Source organism: Kineosporia succinea (assembly GCF_030811555.1).
GTDB classification, from domain to species: domain Bacteria; phylum Actinomycetota; class Actinomycetes; order Actinomycetales; family Kineosporiaceae; genus Kineosporia; species Kineosporia succinea.
This window is the reverse complement of the sequence record NZ_JAUSQZ010000001.1, coordinates 7,573,444-7,592,960: the sequence shown is the minus strand read 5'-3', so window position 1 is coordinate 7,592,960 and position 19,517 is coordinate 7,573,444. Positions and strand designations below refer to the sequence as shown.

Annotated in this window: 17 protein-coding genes; 8 read left to right on the top strand and 9 right to left on the bottom strand. The window is 71.0% G+C overall.

Going from position 1 to position 19,517, the window contains the following annotated elements; translation table 11 throughout:
- Complete coding sequence (locus J2S57_RS33420; RefSeq protein ID WP_307250257.1) at positions 1-1,992, top strand: AfsR/SARP family transcriptional regulator; 1,992 nt, start codon at positions 1-3, stop codon at positions 1,990-1,992.
- A gap of 3 nt (positions 1,993-1,995) precedes the next feature.
- Here the strand turns inward: J2S57_RS33420 and J2S57_RS33415 are convergent, their stop codons facing one another.
- Positions 1,996-2,709, bottom strand: a complete 714-nt coding sequence (locus J2S57_RS33415; RefSeq protein ID WP_307250255.1) for a hypothetical protein — start codon at positions 2,707-2,709, stop codon at positions 1,996-1,998.
- Positions 2,710-2,881: 172 nt separating this feature from the next.
- On the opposite strand from J2S57_RS33415, the gene J2S57_RS33410 reads away from it, so the two are divergent.
- Positions 2,882-3,124: a hypothetical protein gene (locus J2S57_RS33410; RefSeq protein WP_307250253.1), complete on the top strand. Its 243-nt coding sequence runs from the start codon at positions 2,882-2,884 to the stop codon at positions 3,122-3,124.
- Positions 3,121-3,915, top strand: coding sequence for a hypothetical protein (locus tag J2S57_RS33405; RefSeq protein ID WP_307250251.1), 795 nt, complete (start codon positions 3,121-3,123; stop codon positions 3,913-3,915). Before J2S57_RS33410 ends, J2S57_RS33405 begins: the two co-directional genes overlap by 4 nt.
- Before the next feature lie 51 nt (positions 3,916-3,966).
- Here J2S57_RS33405 and mctP read toward each other — a convergent pair whose 3' ends face one another.
- From mctP to J2S57_RS33390, 3 genes are read right to left on the bottom strand one after another with little or no spacing between them, the layout of a single operon-like run.
- Positions 3,967-5,574 carry a monocarboxylate uptake permease MctP gene (gene mctP, locus J2S57_RS33400; protein ID WP_307250249.1) on the bottom strand — a complete coding sequence of 536 codons (1,608 nt, stop codon included), beginning with the start codon at positions 5,572-5,574 and terminating at the stop codon, positions 3,967-3,969.
- A 1-nt stretch (position 5,575) separates the two neighbouring features.
- Positions 5,576-5,767, bottom strand: coding sequence for a DUF3311 domain-containing protein (locus J2S57_RS33395; protein WP_307250246.1), 192 nt, complete (start codon positions 5,765-5,767; stop codon positions 5,576-5,578).
- Between the two features lie 29 nt (positions 5,768-5,796).
- Positions 5,797-6,648 carry an alpha/beta fold hydrolase gene (locus tag J2S57_RS33390; protein WP_307250244.1) on the bottom strand — a complete coding sequence of 284 codons (852 nt, stop codon included), beginning with the start codon at positions 6,646-6,648 and terminating at the stop codon, positions 5,797-5,799.
- A 130-nt stretch (positions 6,649-6,778) separates the two neighbouring features.
- On the opposite strand from J2S57_RS33390, the gene J2S57_RS33385 reads away from it, so the two are divergent.
- The 3 genes from J2S57_RS33385 to J2S57_RS33375 are packed head-to-tail and all read left to right on the top strand — an operon-like array spanning position 6,779 to position 9,853.
- Positions 6,779-8,095, top strand: a complete 1,317-nt coding sequence (locus tag J2S57_RS33385) for an FAD-dependent oxidoreductase (RefSeq protein WP_307250242.1) — start codon at positions 6,779-6,781, stop codon at positions 8,093-8,095.
- Entirely contained in the window at positions 8,092-9,345 is a 1,254-nt protein-coding gene (locus J2S57_RS33380) for a phosphatidylinositol-specific phospholipase C1-like protein (RefSeq protein ID WP_307250240.1), read from the top strand. Before J2S57_RS33385 ends, J2S57_RS33380 begins: the two co-directional genes overlap by 4 nt.
- A 28-nt stretch (positions 9,346-9,373) precedes the next feature.
- Positions 9,374-9,853, top strand: coding sequence for a hypothetical protein (locus J2S57_RS33375; RefSeq protein WP_307250238.1), 480 nt, complete (start codon positions 9,374-9,376; stop codon positions 9,851-9,853).
- A gap of 100 nt (positions 9,854-9,953) precedes the next feature.
- On the opposite strand, the gene J2S57_RS33370 is transcribed toward J2S57_RS33375, so the two are convergent.
- Both J2S57_RS33370 and J2S57_RS33365 read right to left on the bottom strand, forming a co-directional pair.
- A complete protein-coding gene (locus tag J2S57_RS33370; RefSeq protein WP_307250237.1) occupies positions 9,954-10,595 on the bottom strand; it encodes a response regulator transcription factor in 642 nt (213 codons plus the stop codon).
- 295 nt (positions 10,596-10,890) lie between these two features.
- Positions 10,891-11,127 (bottom strand): hypothetical protein, encoded by a 237-nt coding sequence (locus tag J2S57_RS33365; RefSeq protein WP_307250235.1) that lies wholly within the window; start codon positions 11,125-11,127, stop codon positions 10,891-10,893.
- 329 nt (positions 11,128-11,456) lie between these two features.
- On the opposite strand from J2S57_RS33365, the gene J2S57_RS33360 reads away from it, so the two are divergent.
- Positions 11,457-12,353 carry a glycosyltransferase family 2 protein gene (locus tag J2S57_RS33360; protein WP_307250234.1) on the top strand — a complete coding sequence of 299 codons (897 nt, stop codon included), beginning with the start codon at positions 11,457-11,459 and terminating at the stop codon, positions 12,351-12,353.
- A gap of 46 nt (positions 12,354-12,399) precedes the next feature.
- Here the strand turns inward: J2S57_RS33360 and J2S57_RS33355 are convergent, their stop codons facing one another.
- The 3 genes from J2S57_RS33355 to J2S57_RS33345 all read right to left on the bottom strand — a co-directional run bounded on the left by J2S57_RS33355 (position 12,400) and on the right by J2S57_RS33345 (position 18,295).
- Positions 12,400-14,256 carry an ATP-binding protein gene (locus J2S57_RS33355; RefSeq protein ID WP_307250232.1) on the bottom strand — a complete coding sequence of 619 codons (1,857 nt, stop codon included), beginning with the start codon at positions 14,254-14,256 and terminating at the stop codon, positions 12,400-12,402.
- A 67-nt stretch (positions 14,257-14,323) separates the two neighbouring features.
- Positions 14,324-16,954 (bottom strand): helix-turn-helix transcriptional regulator, encoded by a 2,631-nt coding sequence (locus J2S57_RS33350; RefSeq protein WP_307250230.1) that lies wholly within the window; start codon positions 16,952-16,954, stop codon positions 14,324-14,326.
- A 912-nt stretch (positions 16,955-17,866) separates the two neighbouring features.
- On the bottom strand, positions 17,867-18,295 hold the full coding sequence (locus J2S57_RS33345; protein ID WP_307250229.1) for a nuclear transport factor 2 family protein: 429 nt from the start codon (positions 18,293-18,295) through the stop codon (positions 17,867-17,869).
- 241 nt (positions 18,296-18,536) lie between these two features.
- On the opposite strand from J2S57_RS33345, the gene J2S57_RS33340 reads away from it, so the two are divergent.
- A complete protein-coding gene (locus tag J2S57_RS33340) occupies positions 18,537-19,487 on the top strand; it encodes an NADP-dependent oxidoreductase (protein ID WP_307250227.1) in 951 nt (316 codons plus the stop codon).
- Positions 19,488-19,517 lie beyond the last annotated feature (30 nt).

Sequence of the window (19,517 nt, the reverse complement as noted above, 5' to 3'; positions counted from 1 at the left end):
ATGCACACTGACACCTCAGCCCCCGAAACCGCCCACACCCCGGACCCCGGAGAGACCATCGAATCATCACTGCGCGCCCAGGTTCTCGGGCCGGTGCGGATCTGGCGCGACGGCGTCGAGCTCGATCTCGGCCCCCGTCAGCAGCGCTGCCTGTTCGCCCTGCTGATGGCCCGGGCCGGGCAGCAGGTCGGCATGCGGGAGATCGTCGAGATCCTCTGGGCCGGCAACCCACCGGCCAGCGCCGTGAACATCGTGCACAAGTACGTGAGTTCACTGCGACGGCTGCTCGAACCCCGGGTCGCCGCTCGCGACAGCGGATCGTGGCTCGTGCGCCAGGGCGGCGGCTACCAGCTCACCGACGACCCGGGCATGAGCGACCTGGTGCGCTTCCGGGCCCTGGTGGGCCGGGCCCAGGTCGCCGCCCGAGCCGGCGACGACGCGCGCGCCCTGGCGCTCTACCGGGACGCCCTGCGCCTGTGGAACGGGCGCTACGCCGGTGACCTGGCCGAAACCGCTTTCGAGGTAGCCGAGTTCGACAGCATCAACCGCGAGCTGTTCGACGCCGCCGCCCAGGCCGCCGGGCTCGCCCTGCGGGTGAACGACCCCGCCGGGCTGCTCAGCCTGCTGCGCCGCATCGCCTCCTGGGACCCGCTGAACGAGCCCCTGCAGGCCCAGCTCGTCGAGGTGCTCGACGCGGCCGGGCACAAGGTGGAGGCCCTGGCCGTGTACGACGCCGTGCGCGCCCGCCTCGACGAGGAGTTCGCCCTCGAGCCCGGGCCGGAACTGCGCGGCGCCCGCCAGCGGGTGCTGAGCCGGGCCCTGGCCGCGGAACCGGGGACCGGCCGCCGCCACGACGACCCGGTGCGGGCCCTGCCCCCGATGCGCAGGATCGGTGACACGGTGCGCCCGGCCGCCCGGATCCGCCCGGCCCAGCTGCCGCCCGACCTGCCGGTCTTCGTGGGCCGCGAGAGCGAGATGGCGTTCGTGGAGAACGCGGTGCAGCGGGAGACCGGCGGGCCGGTGGTCGTCGGGATGAGCGGCATGGCCGGCGTCGGGAAGTCCACCCTCGCGGTGCATCTGGCGCACACTCTCTCGGCCGGGTACGAGGACGGGCAGATCTACCTCGACCTGCGCGACGGCGCGGGGGCCGAGGTACCGACCCCGGACGCGCTGGCCACCATCCTGCTCTCGCTGGGCATCCCGGCCACCGACCTGCCCGGGCAGGTGGACGCCCGGGTGGCGCTCTACCGCAGCCTGACCGCGGGCAAGAAGATGATCGTGCTGCTCGACAACGCCCGCACGATCCAGCAGGTGCGCCCGCTCGTGCCGAACTCCGCGCACGGGCTGGTGCTGGTGACCAGCCGACCGCCGCTGCCCGGGCTGGCGGCGGTGGAAGGGGCCGGCCTGCTGACGGTCGAACTGCCTTCGGCCGAGACCGCCCGGCAGATGCTCGCGGCCCGGCTGCCCGAGGGCGGGCCCGCCGAGAGCTGCGTGCTCGACGACATCATCAACCTGTGCGGCCGGTTGCCTCTGGCGCTGGCCCTGGTGGCGGCCCGGGCCTCGGCCTTCCCGGGGCTGGCGCCCGCCGAGCTGATGACGCAGCTGTGCCAGGTGCCCTCGCGGTTGGAGGCCTTCGCCCGGGACGGCGGCCCGGAAGACCCACGCAGCCTGTACATCTGGTCGTACGAGCAGCTGAGCGAACCGGCGGCCCGGCTCTTCCGGCTGCTGGCCCTCAGTGACGACGAGACGGTGACGGTGCCGGTCTGTGCCAGCCTGCTGGGGGTGGAACCGCCCGAGACCCAGTCTCTGTTGAGGGAACTCACCGAATCGTCGTTGCTCTGCGAGACGGCGCCGGGGCGGTTCGGCTCGCAGGTGCTGGTGCGGGCCTACGCCCGGGAGCTGCTGGCCGCGACGGACAGCCCGGACGAGCGGTCGAGCGCCGCGAACCGGCTGCACCACTACCTCCTGCACCGGGCCAACTACCAGATCTGAGAACTAGGGACGCGCCTGGAGGACAGTTCTCGGGTCGAGATGCCTTCCGCGCTCGACCACCTCGACCAGGGACGGCCTCCCGAGCGTGGCCCGGAGCCGCTTCAGCTCGGCGTCGTCGTCGGGATCGGGCACCTGCCCCAGTGCGGCGAAAGCGGCTTCGCAGAGCCCGATCATGAGCGCGGCGCTCTCGTGGTCGCCCTGTGCCGAGGCCAGTGACGCCTGGGCCAGGCAGACGTAGGGCAGCAGGTCGTCCCACTCCTGCTCGAGCACCGAGCGCCGGAACCGCCGGACGATCTGCGCCGCTCGCTCGAGATCCCCCAGGCCGAGCTCGCACATCGCCAGGTTGTAGTACTCGGTGGCCACCGTGCGCTCGTGACCCAGGGCCAGGTTCAGGGCGATGCTCTGCTCGTAGAGCAGACGGGCGCGGGGCAGGTCGCCGCTCATCCGGCTGACGGCGGCGAGCACGTGCCGGGGGCGCTCCTCGAGGGCGCGGTCGCCGCTCGAGGCCGCGACCGCGAGGGCCAGCTCGGCCAACCGCCCGGCGGCGACGAGATCACCGCCGCGCAGGGCGACCCGCGCCAGGTAGTAACGGGATTCGACCTGGCCGGCCAGATCGCCGTCGGCGGTGCTGCGCCGCAGTTCGGTCTCGGCCAGGCCGGTGACCGCCGCGGTGTCACCCGCACGGAACGCCGCCTGGGCCGCATCTGCGAAAGGCATGAGAAAACTCCGTTTTTGATCGATCACGCCGGTCCGTCGACCAGGATACCCCGGCCGGCGCGTGCTCGATGATGCTCAAAAACCGCTTGTCATCGACAATCCCGCGTCAACGTCGGCCAGGCATCCTGCTACCGGGCCGGCTCCGCGCCGCGCCCAGGAACGGAGAAGGATCATGGAACCGGAACACCGCGAGGCGGCCCTGGCCGACATCACCGCTCAGCTCACGCGCAAGGGCCCCACGAGAGTGCGGTTCTCGTCACCCGAGAGCACTCCTGCGGCCGAGATCCGGGCGGAACTCGAGGCGTTGCACCGCCGGGGCCGGCGGGAGCGGGTGCGGGCCGAGCTCGAGGCGCTACGCCGCGAGGGTCTGCGCGCCCTCCTCGGTGACGAGCCGATGCTGGGGGACAAGCCGTGAACCGCCCGGCGCCGGTGCCGGCCGAGGCTGAGGGGATCGAGGCCGAGGCGCTATACCAGCTCGCGAGCGCTGTGCCCGAGCTGGTTTCGGACTTGCTGGGCCTCAGTGTCACCCGGTTCGCGGGCGGGGTGGTGCTGTCGATGCGTGAGGACGCGTCGGACCGCTGGAGTCGCGCGGTGGGTCTCGGGTTCGCCGAGCCGATCACGTTCGACCTGATCGGCGACGTGATCGACATCTGGGAGGCCAATCGGGGCACGTCCGGCACGCTCGGGCTGGCGCCGTCGGTACTGCCGGGCAACTGGGACCTCATCGCCTCGGCGCACGGGCTGCGCCCGCGAGACGTCCGGGTGCGGCACGTCGGGCGCATCGACGACCTGGACCTGGGCACGAGCGGGGTGCGGGCCGGGGCGATCGAGCCCGGCGAGGTCGAGGAGTGGTCGCGGATCATGGCTGCCGGCCAGCCTCCGGCGATGCGGGACCTCTACACGGCAGCGGTGTTCAACCCGGCCTTCCTCAGCTTCGCGGCCTGGGACGGGCAGGAGATGGTGGCCGCCGCCGGGCTCGTGGTGCGGGATCGGCAGGCTCTGCTGAACTGCGGGCCCAGTGCACCCGGCCACGAGGGGGCTGCGGTGCGGGAGGCGCTGACCCGGGTGCAGGTCGAGGCCGCGGCCATGGCTGGGTGCGACTGGGTCTCGGCCGGAACTGGACCGAGCGGTGCGGCTTTCGAGGCGATGCGCCGAGCGGGGCTGCGGGCGGCGTACCGGCGCTCGGACTGGGCCTGGGTGGGCTGAGAACGCGCACGGGCCCTGGGAGTCAGGTCTCCCAGGGCCCGTGCGCGCATCTCAGACGGTCGCGTCAGCCGTGCCTCGGTCGGCCTCGTAGTCGTCGGCCGCGGTCGCGTCCACGCCCTGCGGGGCTCCGGCCGAGCGCAGCACCGCCGTCAGCACCACCACGACCACCAGGTTGACCAGCAGGGCCACGAAGCCGACGTAGATCTGCTTGTCGGAGTCGAATCCCGCCAGCGCGAGTTTGTAGGCGGAGCCGCCGAAGTGGGCCTTGCCGTTGTTCGGGTTCGGGATCTGGTACAGCATCCCGATCCCGACGGCCAGACCGGCGACCAGGCCGGTGCTGAGCGCCCACGGGTGCAGCCAGCGGGTGAAGACCCCGATCGCCACGGCCGGGAGGGTCTGCAGGATCAGCACGCCACCGATGAGCTGCAGGTCGATGGCGAACTGGGGGTCCAGGAAGAGGATCACCGCGACCGCGCCGATCTTCACCACCAGCGACGTGAGCTTGCTGACCGACGCCTCCTGGCGTGCCGACGCGTCCTTCCGCAGGTATTCCTTGTAGATGTTACGGGTGAACAGGTTCGCGGCCGCGATCGACATGATCGAGGCGGGCACGAGGGCGCCGATCGCGATGGCCGCGTAGGCGACGCCGGCGAACCAGTTCGGGAACATCTGGTCGAACAGCTGCGGCACGATGGTGTTCGTGTCGGCCTTGCCGCCACTGGTCACGGGCTTGATGCCGGCCGCCAGGGCCATGTAGCCGAGCAGGGCGATCAGGCCGAGCAGGAACGTGTAAGCGGGAAGGGCTGACATGTTCTTGCGGATCGTGTCGCGGTTCTTCGCCGCCAGCACGCTGGTGAGCGAGTGCGGGTAGAGGAAGAGCGCGAGGGCCGAGCCGAGGGCCAGGGTGATGTACTGCAGCTGGTTGTTGGCGTTGAGCAGGATGCTGCCCCTGGGCAAGCCGGTTTTCGGGTTCGTCTGCGCCAGAGCCTGTTCCGCGCTGCCGAAGATGAAACCCCAGCCGCCGAGCTTGTACGGGATCACGATCACCGCGACGATGATCACCAGGTAGATCAGGGTGTCCTTGACGAACGCGATCAGGGCCGGGGCGCGCAGACCCGAGTTGTACGTGTACACGGCCAGGATCAGGAACGCGATGATGATGGGCAGGTGCCCGTGCACGCCCATCACCTTCAGCACCGCCTCGATGCCGATGAGCTGCAGCGCGATGTAGGGCATGGTGGCGACGATGCCGGTGATCGCGACCAGGAGCGCCAGGGTGGGTGAGCCGAATCGGCCGCGCACGAAGTCGGCCGGGGTGACGTAGCCGTGGCGGTAGCTCACCGACCACAGACGGGTCATCACCATGAACACGATCGGGTACATGATGATCGTGTACGGCACCGCGTAGAACCCGATGGCACCCGAGGCGAACACCAGGGCGGGAACGGCGACGAACGTGTAGGCGGTGTAGAGGTCACCGCCGAGCAGGAACCAGGTGATCCAGCCGCCGAAGTTGCGCCCGCCGAGTCCCCATTCGTCGAGGTGGTCGAGCGATTCGGCGCGGCGCCAGCGGGCGGCCACGAAACCGAGGCCGGAGACGATCGCGAAGAGCGTGGTGAAGACGATCAGTTCGGTGACGTGATCGGAGGCGTTGGGCATGTCAGCCCTCCCGCTTCGTCTTCAGGTGCACCACCGCGGTGCAGCCGACACCCAGCAGCACGAAGGCGAGCTGGAGCCAGTAGAACAGCGGGAAGCCGAAGAGTTCCGGGGTCTTGCTGTTGAACAGCGGGGTGCTGAGCGGGATCACGATCGGTACCAGCAGGAGCCAGTACCAGTGACTGCGGTTGGGCATGCTTCTCGGTGTTCCTTCTGATCGGGGTTTCACAGGAGCGGGAGTACGGCCTCGACGAACGCGTCCGGTTCCTCGAGACTGGCGAAATGGCCGCTGTTCTCCAGGATCACCAGCCGGGATCCGGGGATGCGGTCGTGCAGCATCTGGGCCCACACGGGTCCGCAGATGAAGTCGTGACGGCCGGTCACGACGAGTGTGGGAACGCGCAGCCGGTGCAGCTCCTCGCGGTAATCGACGATGGTGGACCCGAACGTCACCGGCCAGGAGCGCACGGCCCGGCGCAGCGGCTCGAATTCGTCCTGGCGGGCGAAGAAGTCGGCGAAGTACACGGGAAGGGCCCGGCGCAGCAGGGCGGTCTTGCCGGGCTCGTCCAGCCCGGCGGAGTCGGTCACGATGGCCTCGACGACGTCGGCGGTCTCCGGCACCGAGGGGTCCCGGTAGGCGAGCGTCGCGTCCCGGGCCGCCAGCCAGAAGGCCGCGTCGGTGACGGGGGTGCTGCTGTAGAGCACGAGCCCGGCGACCCGCTCCGGGAACCTCAGGGCGAAACGCTGGGCCACGACGCCGCCGTGCGAGTGCCCGAGCAGGTGGGCGCGTTCGATGCCGAGGTGGTCGACCAGGGCCTGGAGGACGTCGGCGTAGGTGTCGTCGTACGTCGCCTTCCCGGGGAGCGGGCCGGAGGCGCCGGTTCCCAGCGGCTCGGGGTAGATCATGGTGAAGTGCTCTTCGAGCGCCGTCGACCGCAGGTAGGCGTAACCGACGCCGGGGCCGCCGGAATGGGCGATCATGACCGGGCCGGACCCGGCGACGTGGTAGATCACGTGGGTGTCGCCGAGCGGCAGGGAATGCGTTCCCGGCGTGAGGGGGTGAGGCGTGATGGTCACGCTCTCATCGTGGGCAGCGGGTCTTGATCGCCAGTGGAGCGAATCTTCCGGACCCGGGTCCAGTGGTTGTTCAGTGCGGGGCGCCGGCTCGTTCAGTGGCGCTCCACTGGATGTGCCTACCCTGGGACGAATGAGACATACGCGGAGTGGGCGGGCTGTGGTCATCGGGGGATCCGTGGCGGGGCTCCTGGCGGCGCGGGCCCTGCACGAGACGTTCGACGAGGTCGTGGTGCTCGACCGGGACGCGCTGCCGGGCGCGCCGGAGGTCCGGAAAGGCGTGCCGCAGGGCGGGCACGTGCACGGGCTCCTGGCGCGGGGCCGGGCGGCGCTGGACGAGCTGTTCGAGGGGCTGAGCCAGGAGCTGATCGACCGGGGCGCGCCGGTCTTCGACGTGCAGGACGACATGGAGTGGTGGGTGGACGGACGGCCTCTCGCCCGGGCCGCCTCCGGCATGTTCGCGCTGGCCCCGAGCCGGAGCCTGCTGGAGTTCGCGATCCGGCGCCGGGTGGAGTCACTGCCGAACGTGCGCGTGCTGGCGGGCCACACGGTGACCGGGCTGCTGATCACGTCGGACGGGTCGCGCTGCAACGGCGTCCGTTTCACCGACGACATGACGCCGGGCTCGGTCGAGGAGGCCGATCTCGTGGTCGACGCCACGGGGCGGGCCGCGCGGGGCCGGATCTGGCTGGAGGGCCTGGGCTTCCCGCCGGCGCGTGAACAGCGGATCGAGACGCAGGTGACCTACGTGACCCGTCGCTACCGCCGCGAGCCGCACCATCTGGGCGGGATGGCGGGGCTGTCGATCGGGGCCTATCCCGGCAGTTCGCGCAGCGCCTTCACCCTGGCCCAGGAAGACGATTCCTGGGTGGTCACGATCACCGGCCGCTTCGGGGCGGTGCCGCCGACCGATGACGCGGGAATGCTCGACTGGGTGTCCGATCTCGCCAGCCCGGGCATCGCGGAGATCATCCGGGACGCGGAGCCGCTGAGCGAGCCGGTGAAGATGCGCTACCCGGCCAGCACCCGCATCCGCTACGACGAGATGGAACGCTTCCCTTCGGGTCTGCTGATCGTGGGCGACGCACTGTGCTCGTTCAATCCGGTGTACGGCCAGGGTATGACGGTCGCCGCCCTGGAGGCCCTGCTGCTGGGACGGCTGCTCAAGGAGGGCACGGACGACCTGTCCGCCGAGTTCTTCTTCGCGGCGCAGGCTCTCATCGACGTCCCCTGGTCGACGGTGGCCGCGACCGATCTGCAGTTCGCCGAGACCGTCGGTGACCGTTCCGGCCTGGATCCGGAGCGGGGTGCCTACCTGGCGCACCTGCGCCGGGTCGCCGCCCAGGATGCGGTTCTGGCCAGTGCCTTTCTGCGGGTCGCCCAGCTCGTCGACCCGCCCGCAGCCCTGTTCGCGCCGGAGATCGTGCAGCGGGTGGAGGTGGCGGGATGAGCTCCATGAAGAAGAGGTCGCTGATGGCAATGTTGTTCGCGATCGTCACCCTGGCGGCCTGCGGGGGTGGCGAGGGCACCCCGCCTCCCGGTTCGGAGAACCTCGGCCCCGACACGATCGCCGACTCGGTCACCCTCGACCAGATCCAGGTCATCGGCTCGCACAACAGCTATCACCTGGAGGCCGTGAAGCGGGAGAGCAACTTTCGCAAGGCCATCGTCGGTGACACCGCCGACGCGCTGGAGTACACCTACGCGTCCGTCGGCCAGCAGCTGGGCCAGTTCAACGTGCGGCAGCTGGAGTTCGACGTCTGGTTCGACCCGGAGGGTGGCCTGTACGCCAAGCCGCTGATCCGTACCCTGACGCTCGGCGGCTCGCTGGGCCAGGAGATGCGGGCGCCGGGCAACAAGGTGCTGCACATCCAGGACATCGACTACCACAGCAACTGCGTGACGTTCCGGGAGTGCCTGCAGGAGGTCAAGACCTGGTCGGACCGGCACCCGGAGCACATCCCGATCACGTTCCTGATCGAGTTCAAGGACACGCCGCTCACCTGGACCGCCGCGCAGAAGCAGGAGGTGCGCGAGCAGCAGGCCGAGATCACCGAGGGCAAGCCGGCCTCCGAACGCAAGAAGATCGTGGCATCGGTGAAGGAGGCGCTGCTGGCCGACCCGGTGCCGTGGACCTCGTCGCGGATGGACACGGTTGACGCCGACATCGCCTCGGTCTTCCCGGCCCAGGAGATCATCACCCCGGATCTCGTTCGCGGTGACGCCGCCACCCTGGAGTCCGCGGTGCTGGGGAAGGGCTGGCCCACCGTCGGCGAGAGCCGGGGCAAGGTCATGTTCCTGATGGACAACTCCGGCGCCTACCGCACGGAGTACCTCAAGGGCCATGACGGGCTCGAACGGCGCATCCTGTTCACGAACTCGACGCCAGGTCAGCCCGACGCCGCGTTCGTCGAGCAGAACGACCCGACGGGCGCGAACGCGGCCCGCATCCAGGATCTGGTGCGTCAGCACTACCTGGTGCGCACCCGGGCCGACCAGGACACCCTGCAGGCGCGCCGGAACGACACCCGTCTGCGCGACGCGGCGCTGGCCAGTGGCGCTCAGTTCGTCAGCACCGACTACCCGGCCCCCGGGATCGCCGCGCGGTTCAAGAGCGACTACGCCGTCACGCTTCCCGGCGGCGTCTCGGTGCGGTGCAACCCGGTGAACGCGCCGGCGGAGTGCGCGGCCGGACAGTGACGACCACGATCAGGAGGAGCTGAGTCCATTGTCGCAGCAGGAGAATTCCCGGCGCCCGTCGCCGGCGGACACCGCCCGGGACCGGTTGCTGGAGAGGATCGGGCAGCGGCGCGAGGAGGTGGAGGCCTACCTCGCCGAGAAGCGCCCGCTGGTGAAGCGCCTCCAGCGCATCACCGTGCTCAGCAGCGCGGTGAGTGCGGTGGCCGCGGCCGGGCCGGGCATCGGGGGCAGCGCCCTCACCGACACTCTCGAGGACTTCTTCGGGCTCCCGGCGTCGCTGGAGATCTGGCGAGTCCTGTGTCTGGTGGCGATGCTGCTGGCGGGCGCGGCGGCGTTCAGCGCCCGCACGCTGGGGTCCGACGAACTGACCCAGGGCATCGTCGGGGCCACGGCCCTGTCCAAGGAGCTGGAGGATCTGGCGACCCTCGTCGAGTTCGGGCAGGTGGACGTGGACGCGGCGGTCGAGTTGCTGCGCGGCATCAGCGCCCGGGTGCCGGTGCCGGGCTGAGGGCGCCGACCACGGCAGGGCCCGGACGTCCGGGCCTGCCGTCCGGGCCTGCCGTCCGGGCCTGCCGTCCGGGCCTGCCGTCCGGGCCCGGACGGAGGAGTCAGTGTTCCTGCGACCGGGCCGCACTCGGCAGGTAGCCCAGTTCGATGGCCAGCCGGGTGAGTTCGGCCTTGTTCCCGGCGTTCAGCTTGGTCCGGATGCGTTTCACGTAGGTGTTCACCGTGGACTCGGACAGCCCCAGCCGTGTGCTGATCTGCCCGTGTGTCAAACCCTGGGCGACAAGGCGGAGCATGTCGGCCTCGCGGTCACCGAGCGGCTTGGATTCCCGTCGCGGATGCGTGAGCTGGGAGACGAGTGGCTGCAGCAGGGCGGCATCGACGTGAACACAGCCGGCGAGAACCGAGTTCATCGCCGTGAGCAGGCCGTCGGTGTCGGTGTCGCGGGTCACGAATCCGATCAGGCCCTGACTGAGGGCCGCACCCAGTTCGGGAAGGTGGCCCGGTGAGCAGATCGCCAGAAGACGGCCGGGCACCGGCACTCTCAGGGGCGCGAGGACCCCGGCGGGACGTGCGGAAAGGTCCAGCACCGTGACGTCGGACGGGATCTGCGGGCTCAGGGCGTCGATAGTGGTCTCGTTCTGCACCACCTCGAAGCCACCCTCGCGTTCCAGTACATGGATCAGGCCCATGCGGATGACCAGGTTGGGGGAGACCACGGCCACGGCCGGAGGGGCGTCAGGCATTGCTGGTGACGTCCTTTCGAGGTGGTGATGACGGGTGCGGCGTCGGGTCCCGGGGCCGGCGGCGGGCTGTGCCGCGCGCGAGTTCCGCCGCCGGCGGGCCGGATCACCAGTCGGGGTTCGCCATGGCTGCAACACCTCCTGTTCGTCGCTCGTCGAAGTCCCGACCTCACCGGCTTTCTCGGCGGTCGAGCTCAAGGAGAGTCAACCCGCAGGCACTGGACGGGCGCTGGAGAGGACGAAGGGTGCCGTTCACTCGTTCTTCAGCCCCGGGTCACCGAGACGAAAGTAGCTCGGATCAGCAGGAGGTCGCGCTCTCGAGGTGCCATCCGGCGGTGATGAACGCGAACGTGAACCGGGCGACGGGACGCCCGTCCGGCAGGACGTAGAAGTACTCGGCGCGGCTGCTGGTCTCGGCGCCGCGGATGAGCCGGGCCTGCGGGTGTGCCGTCCGGACGTGGGCCTCGCCCAGTCGTTCGGACGCCTCGCGCGGTGATGGAGCGGGTTGCGTGGATGAAAACCTGACCGTGGTCATGGGTTCGGATCTTGAACAGTGTGGGGAGAGGGGGCGGGACGGCTCTGGTGATGTCGCGAACCAGCACAGCCCGGCGGCCGCGGCGGCGGCCGAGGCCAGGACGGGCACGCTCAGGCGGCGGGCCCCGGTGATGACGTTCATGATGACCTTCCGTGGTGCTGTACCGAGGCTTTCACCGTAGGAGAGCGATCGGCAGTCGCGGTGCCTCTGGCCGGAAGGTCACCGATCGTCGCCTCTCCGGCCAGTGTCCCGCCCCGGCGGCCGGACGCGGTTGTCCTGCCTGCCTAGGCTTGTGAAAGCCACCCGCCACGCCAAGGATTGGCCCATCGATGAGCAACGCCGCCCCACCGTCAGTCACCGTCGTCATCGCCTGCCGCAATGCCGCGGACACGTTGTGGCTCCAGCTCGAAGCACTCACCCGGCAGTCGTACGCCGGCGCCTGGGAAGTCGTCATCAGTGACAACGGATCGACCGACGGGTCCCGCACCGTTGCGGAGTGCTTCCGTGGCCGTCTGCCGGGCTTGCGTATCATCGACTCCTCCAGCCGTCCGGGGGCCGGGCCGGCACGCAACGCGGCCGTCGCCGTCGCCCGCTACGACCACCTCGCCTTCTGCGACGCCGACGACGAGGTCACCCCGACCTGGCTCGCGGCCCTGGGGCAGGCGCTGACGGTGAACTCCTTCGTCGCGGGTCGGTTCGAGCCCAGCAAGCTGAACTCGCCCCGCGCCTACCGTTCGCGGCCTCTGCAGCAGAACTCCGGGCTGCAGGAGTCGCCGTTCGGGCCCGGCCTGCCGCACGCGGGGGCGGGCAACCTGGCCGTGCGTCGCGACGTCTTCGAGGCGGTCGGTGGTTTCGACGCCGAGGTCGGGACGCTCGAGGACACCGACCTGTGCTGGCGGATCCAGCTGGCCGGGACTCCACTGGTTTTCGAGCCCCAGGCGATCGTGCACGTGCGGCTGCGCTCGTCGGTGGCCCCGGTGTGGCGGCAGGCGTGGGCGTACGGACGCGCGTCGGCACTTCTGCGGACCCGGTACGGCAACGTCTCCGAGGGCTCGGGGGACCCGGTCTCGCTGCCGGTCCGGCTGCTGCGGCTGCTCGGCCAGGCGCGGCGTCCCGAAGCTCTTGTCTGGGTGCTCGCCTGGCACCTGGGGCACCGGTCGCTCGGTCCGCAGGAGGGGCTGACGGCGTTGCCCGCCGCCGCGCGACCCTCAGGCCCGCGACGCTGAGCGCGCGGTCGGCACGGCGCCGCGTCGATCATCCGCGGGCGAGGCCCTAGGCTCCGAGATGCCCAGCCCGGACCGGTGACCGTCTGACGGTGGTGCTGATCGCCCGCAGCGCCCCGGGTCGCGTCAACTCGGCGATGCGACGGCTCAGCAGGGCCGCTCGCGCTGGACCCACGGTCGCCCCGACCGCCTCACGCAGCAGCTCGTGGGTGAAGCGGAACCCGTCGGCGCCGTCGGCGCCGGTGATGCCGTCGTGGGCCGGATCCAGAAGGCCCAGCCCGACAGCGGGTTCGAGCCGTTCGAGGGTGAGCTGCACCTCGGCCGGGGACTCTCGGCCGGGCCGCGCCGAGGATCCGCCCGTCGCGGTCCGCACGGTCCGGGTCAGGAGGTCGGGGTCGACGTCCCGGCCGATCAGGGCCGCGACCTGAAGCAGAGAGCGTTCGTCGGGGGTCAGGCTGGTCATGCGCTGCCGCACCACGTCGCGCACGGCCACGGGAACGCCCTCGCCCCTGGTGTGCGCGAGTTCCCGGGCGAGAAAGGGGTTACCGCCCGCCCGCTGGGTCAGGCGGCGCAGAGCGGCTCGCTCGACGACCCGGCCGGTCTCCTGGTGCACGAGGTCGGCGATCCGGTCGGGGTCGAGCGGGCCCAGGGTCAGGCGCCGCTGCCCGGGGACGCGGCTCAGGGCCGTGAGCGTGCGTACCAGGTCGGGCGCCGGCAGCGGTGCGCGATCGCGCAGGGCGGCGAGGATCACGGTGCGGGCGGGAGAGCGGACCGCGAGATGCCTGAGCTGACGCAGAGTCTGCGGGTCGGCCCACTGCAGGTCGTCGATCACGAGCAGTACCGGCCGGTCACTGCGCTCGAGCAGGTCCACGGCCTGGTCCAGGTGCTCGAAGCCGGGCTCGATCTCCCGGAACGCGGTGGTCCACGGCCACATCGGAGGCATGGGGTCGTTCTCCGGGGCGCGGCCCCGGGCGACCAGCAGCCCCAGCCGGGCGGCCTGGGCGCAGGCGGCGTCGAGCAGGTGCGTCTTGCCGATGCCCGGTTCGCCCTCGACCACCACGACGGTGGCCGATGGCCTGGGCGTCGTGAACGTGCGCCGCAGCAGGTCGAGTTCGGGCCGGCGGCCGGATCCGTCCGGTCCGTCGCCCGTCCGGTGCAGCACCTGCCGCCGTGCCCGGGTCAGGGCCGTCCCGGGCTGGACGCCCAGATCGCCGGCCAGTCGCTCCCGGGTCGCCGCGAACACCGCCACGGCCTGCGCCGGGCGATCCGCGGTGGCCAGCAGCTGGATCAGGCCGGCCTGTACCGCCTCGTTCAGCGGAGCGATCCGGGCCGCCAGGTGAAGCGCGGGCAGGACGGACTCAGGCCTGCCGAGGCGCGTCGCGAGGCGGGCTGCCTGCACACAGGTGTCGAGGAACTCGGCATCCAGCGCGGTGAGACCGCGCACCGCGGTTTCGGATCGTGCACTCTCACCCACGCGTCCCTGCCACAGGGCCAATGCCCGGGACAGATGATCGAGCGCCTCGGCGGGACGGGCCCGCGCTTCGGCCACGAGCCGGCGGAAGGTCACGGCGTCGAGCTCGGCCGGGCCCACCCGGAACAGGTAGCTGCTCTCGCGTCGCAGCAGGTACGTCCCCTGAGCCCGGGGCGGCAGTCCTGGCTCGAGCAGGTGCCGCAGCGCGCTGACGTACTTGTGCACGATGTTGACGGCCGAGGCGGGCGCCCCGTCGCCCCAGAGCAGGTCGACCAGCCGGCCCGTGGTGACCGGACCTCCCTCGCGGGCCAGCAGCAGCGTCAGGAGTGCGGTCTGCTGCGGCGGCCCGGTGTCCAGTTCGACATCGTCACGCCAGATCCGGGCCGGGCCGAGAATCTGGAACCGCAGCTCTCCTTCGGGCGCGTGGCCGTCCATGATGCTCCCGTTGTCGGAATCTGGATGATCGGAGGACCACCTTCCGGGGACGACCGGGAGCGACGGATCAGTCAGACGACTTATCCGGTGTCTGTTCTCGGCCCAGGGCGTCCCGCAACGAGGCCCGCGAGCTGACGCCGAGTTTGGGGAAGATCTTGTACAGGTGCGCCCCGACCGTGCGTGGTGACAGGTACAGGCGTGCGCCGATCTCCTTGTTGCTCAGGCCGCCCGCGGCCAGCTCGGCGATCTGACGTTCCTGGGGGGTCAGGGACTGGCCACCGCCTGGACCGGTCGCCCGCAGCTCGGCCCGGGTGCGCTCGGCCCAGGCCGCCGCACCGAGCCGCTCGAACGTGCCCAGAGCCCCGGCGAGCGCGCGGCGAGCCGCCCCGGTTTCCCGGGTCCGCCGAAGCCGTACCCCCTGGGCCAGCTGGATCCGGGCGTGCTCGAAGGGGTGGTCGGGCCCGGCCGGGTGCGAGACTGCGGCCTCGAACATCTCCCGGGCCGCCGCCGGGTCGGCGGTGATCGCGAGTGCGCCTGCGGTCAGGAGACCGAGGCGGGGCGACAGGGTGAGCAGCCCGGCGTCGCGCGCGGCCTCGGCGTGGCGACGGGCCTGCTCGGTGCGGCCGGTGTGCCAGGCCGATTCCACCAGGTCGAGCAGGGTGCGGGTGGCCAGTTGCGAGTAGGGGGCGAAAGTGCCCGGTTCGGTGATGGCGGTGGCGTACGCGTAGGCGCTCTCGGGGTCGCCGGCGCCCATCGCGGTGGCCGCGCCGATGGCCGCGGCGTAGTCGGTGAAGAAGACCAGCCCCCGGGGCCGTCCCCAGGAGTCGATCGATGCCTGCAGTGCCCGGGCCGGTTCCACCTCGCCCCGGAAGGCGGCGAGCAGACCGAGGTAGGCGTGGAAGGTCTGCGCGAACATCTGGTACCCGTGGCGCAGGGTGAGGTCCAGGCCGCGGCGTCCGGTGGCCTCGGCCTGTGCCCAGTCGCCCGACCAGAACTCGTCGAGCATGACCATCTGCAGAGTGACCATGACGGTGGTGACGGCGCCGTCGTCGCCCTCTCGCTCGACGGCCCGGCGCAGGAAGGCCCGGTGCTCGCCGAGCACACCGACCGACGAGGCGGAGACCATGAGCCGCATGGACTCCCAGGGGCCGACCGGGGCCGACCCCGCGAGCACCTCCCGGATCCGGCGAGGGACGTCGTGGCCGCGGCGCAGGGTGTCGCCCCAGGCGTCCAGGGCGATGGCCGAGGGCTCCTCGACCAGTTCGGGGAAACGGGCGAAGAGCACTTCGGTGCGGTGCCAGCGCGCCGGGTCGCCGGCGAACTGGCTCATCGGCAGGAGCAGGCCCAGGGCGCGCCGGGCCAGCGGTTCGGCGAGGGTGCCGCTCTCGAGCAGGGTGCAGATGCGGTGGTGATTGCGGACGGTGTCGCCGTCACGGTAGAAGGCGATGTAGCCCTCGCTGACGACGGCCGCGGGATCGTCCGAGCCGACCTGCTCCGCCAGATCCTGCGCCGCGTCGAGAGCGCCGGCCTGACCGGCCAGGTAGGCGGCTTCGGCCAGCCGCCGGGAGCGGTCGCCGGGCCGGCGACTGAGTTCCGCCGCCCGGGTCAGCCAGGTGACGGCGACCGTGGCCCCGCCCCGGCGGGTGGCCGAGGCCGCCGCGTCGTCCAGGGCAGCGGCCACCTCGTCGTCCGGCTCGACCGTGGCCGCCGCCAGGTGCACGGCCCGGCGCTCGGGATCGTCGCGGTGTCGTTCGGCCAGGTCGAGGTGCACGGCCCGGCGCTCTTCGGGGGAGGCAGCCTGGACCACGGCCGAGCGGGCCAGCGGATGCTGGAACGTCATCTCGCCGGTGGCCGGGTCGGGCGCCAGCAGCCCGCTCTGCCCGGCCACCCCGACGTCCCGCAGACGGTAGTGGGCGGATCCGGCCCCGTCGAGTGCCGCCCGGAGCAGTTCCCGGCGTTCTCCCGGGGGCAGCTCCCGCAGTCTGGCGCCGAACATCTGCTCCAGCCGGCGGGGCAACCCCACCGCCCCGGGGGCCAGCAGCGGTGCGCGGGGTAATTCCAGCAGGGCCAGGGGGTTTCCGGCTGCGGTCTGCAGGACCAGGGCACGGTGACCGGCGCTGAGCCCGGCCCAGCGCCGGTCGAGCAGCCGGGCCGAGGCCTCCGGCGTCAGTGGTTCCAGACCCAGCTCGGGCAGGCCCGCGCCGTCGAGCGGCGAGTCCTGCCCGGTGCGCAGTGCGACGGCCATCCGGATCGCGGTGCCGGACAGGCGGCGGGCCACGAATGCCAGCACGCGGGCGCTGGGTTCGTCGAGCCAGTGCCCGTCATCGACGAGCAGGAGCAACGGGGTGTCCCGGTCGAGGACGAGCAGCTCGAGCACCGCGATACCGAGCGCCATCACCGTGGGCGAGGCGCCCGACGTCACGCTGAACGCGACGTCGATCACCGCGCGGTGCTCCGGGCCCAGACCGGCCGTCGAGGGCAGCAACGGGAACAGGAGCTGGTGCAGCCCGGCGTAGGTGAGGTCGCTCTCGGCCTCGGAACCGGCACACCGCAGGACGCGAAAATCCGTGGCCTCGGCGGCCAGGGCCTCGAGCAGCGCGGTCTTGCCCAGACCGGCGTCACCGCGCAGCAGCAGAACGGGCCGGGAACGGTCGGCGAGAAGACCCGTTACTCGGGTGTACTCTTCCTCTCTTCCCAAGAGCCACGACCGTTCCACGGTGAAGACCTTATATCGGTACCCGGCGACCCAAAACCGACACGGGCACGTCGGTGAGATGTGCCGGCCAACCCGGCCGAGGCTCCTCGCGAGGAACGGTTCTCAGGAGGAATCCGCCGGCCCCGGCCCGGAGAACGTCGAAGGCGTCGTTGTCCGTGTCAAAAGTCTTCAGCACGAGCACCTTCGGGTCGTTCGGGCGAGCGCACAGGATCCTGGTCGCCTCGACCCCGTTCATGACCGGCCCGCGGATGTCCATGACGGCTACGCGGGCCAGTTCTTCGAGCGGGCCACGCTCTCGGTCAAGGCGACCAGCTCCTGCTCGAGCACCGGGTGCGCCGTCTCGAGCTGCTCACCCCGCGCGATGTCGAGCACCCGGCAGTTCTCGGCCGTGCTGATGATGTGCGGCAGCTGGAAACTGCCCGGGCGTCAGGCCGTGGCGGTCGCGCAGCCGGGCGTCGGCCACGGTGTGGAGCCGGGTCTCGGCCCGGACGACGTCGAAGAACATCTCGGTCGCCGGTGTCACGCGATCCTCTTCAGATTCCCGGGAATCCGCATCCGAGGAAGCCGGTCGACCCCGTCACGACAGATTCCTGAGAAGGATCTTCCCGCGGCGTCGAAACCGCACGCGATGGAAGCGAGCCGCCATGTCCACCGAGACCGTCACCCTCCAGGCGCGCCGTGCGTCGTGGCGCGTCTCAGGTGCTGGGGCGGGCAGTTGGTCCCTTGGGAGGGGCGGTCGCCAACGGATCGACCGAACTCGCATGGAACCGCCCCGCACGTCCGGAGCCTCCGGAGGTGCGGGGCGGTTCAGGCCGCCGCGATCGCGCGGATCGGGGACTGCCGCAGGCCCACGTCTCGTGGCTGAGAAAGCCGGGATGAAGACGGCCGCGCGTCTCAGCCCAGAGGCAGGCCGGTGAGAACGGCGAAGGCGATGGGGTTGGCGTACTCGTCGACGTGGGTGATCTGCCCGTCTCGGATCTCGAACTTGAAGACGTACACGTTGCGGTAGGGGGCGTCGCTGCCGGCCTGGACGAGGTCGCCCTCGGCCTGGAGGAAGACGGCCGTTCCGTCGTCCGTCACCGAGTACCGCTGGTTGAGCAGGCTCACGCGGGAGAAGTTGCCGGCGATCGTGTTCAGGTAGCTGACCACTTCGGCCTTGCCGTTGAACACGAACCAGGGTTCCGTCTTCCCGGTGTTCGAGTAGGGGATGACCTCGACGACGTCATCGGCCAGGTGGGGCGCGATCAGGTCGGCGTCTCGCATCTCGAGTGCCTCGACAAAGGTCTTCGCAAGGTCAAGAGCGGTGGTCTGGTTCGCGGTCACAACTGTGTCCATTCCGGTTGCGGGAGTTGTCGTCGCGAAGCAATCTGCCCGAAAGAGTGCTCGTGCTCAAGGCTTTAGACCAGGTCGATCTGTCCCCGTCTCCGTGGTTCTCCGATGTGCTTCTGCCGGGTCGTAACCGGGGACAAGTTGTCCCTGGTTGTTGTGGGCCTTCAACCGGCTGCGCGTCCGCGTCAAGCTGATGGCGACCCCACACCTGATGGCACGAAAGCTGGTTATTCGCATGAAGGCAGTCCGTTTCCACGAGTTCGGTGCCCCGGACGTCCTGCGCTACGAAGAAGTGGAACAGCCCGTCCCCGGCACGGGGCAGGTGCGGGTCCGGGTGGCCGCGACGTCGTTCAACGGCGTCGAGGGCAACATCCGCGCCGGACGGATGCAGGGCCCGTTCCCGGTGAAACTGCCGCACACGCCGGGTATCGACGTGGCCGGCACGGTGGACGCGCTGGGGGAGGGCGTCGACGGGCCGGCGGTCGGTACTCAGGTGGTCGGTTTCCTGCCGATGGCCGAGACCGGAGCGGCGGCGGAGTACGTCCTGGCCCCGGTCGACGCGCTGGCCCCGGCGCCCCGGAGTCTCCCGCTGTCCGATACGGCGGCCCTGCCGCTGGTCGCGCTCACCGCCTGGCAGGCCCTGTTCGACCACGCCAAACTCACTGGTGGACAGCGCATCCTGATCAACGGGGCGGGTGGCGCGGTGGGTGACTACGCCGTCCAGCTGGCCAAGGACGCGGGTGCGTACGTGATTGGCGTCGCCGGCCCGGGCGGCCAGCACAAGGTGCGCACCGCGGGCGCCGACGAGGTGATCGACCACGCCACCACCGACGTGGTGGCAGCCGTCACCGAGACCGTCGACGTCGTCCTCAATCTCGCTCCTGTCGACCCGGCCCGGCTCGCTGCACTCGTCACCGTGATCCGTCCTGGTGGCGTCCTGGTGAACACCACCGTCTGGATGCCGGCGCCCAGCGACGAAGAGCGCGACGTGCGGGGGATCGACGTGTTCGTGCGCAGGGACGCGGCCCAACTGGCCCAGCTGGTGACCATGGTCGACGAGGGCAAGCTGCGGGTGGACGTCGCCCGGCGGGTGCCGCTGGCCGATCTGACCCAGGTGCACGAGCAGGCGGGCGCGGGGACGTTGTCGGGCAAGGTCGTCGTTCTCGTTGCCGTCCCGGAGAACTGATCACCGCTCCCTTTCATTGTCGGCACAGAA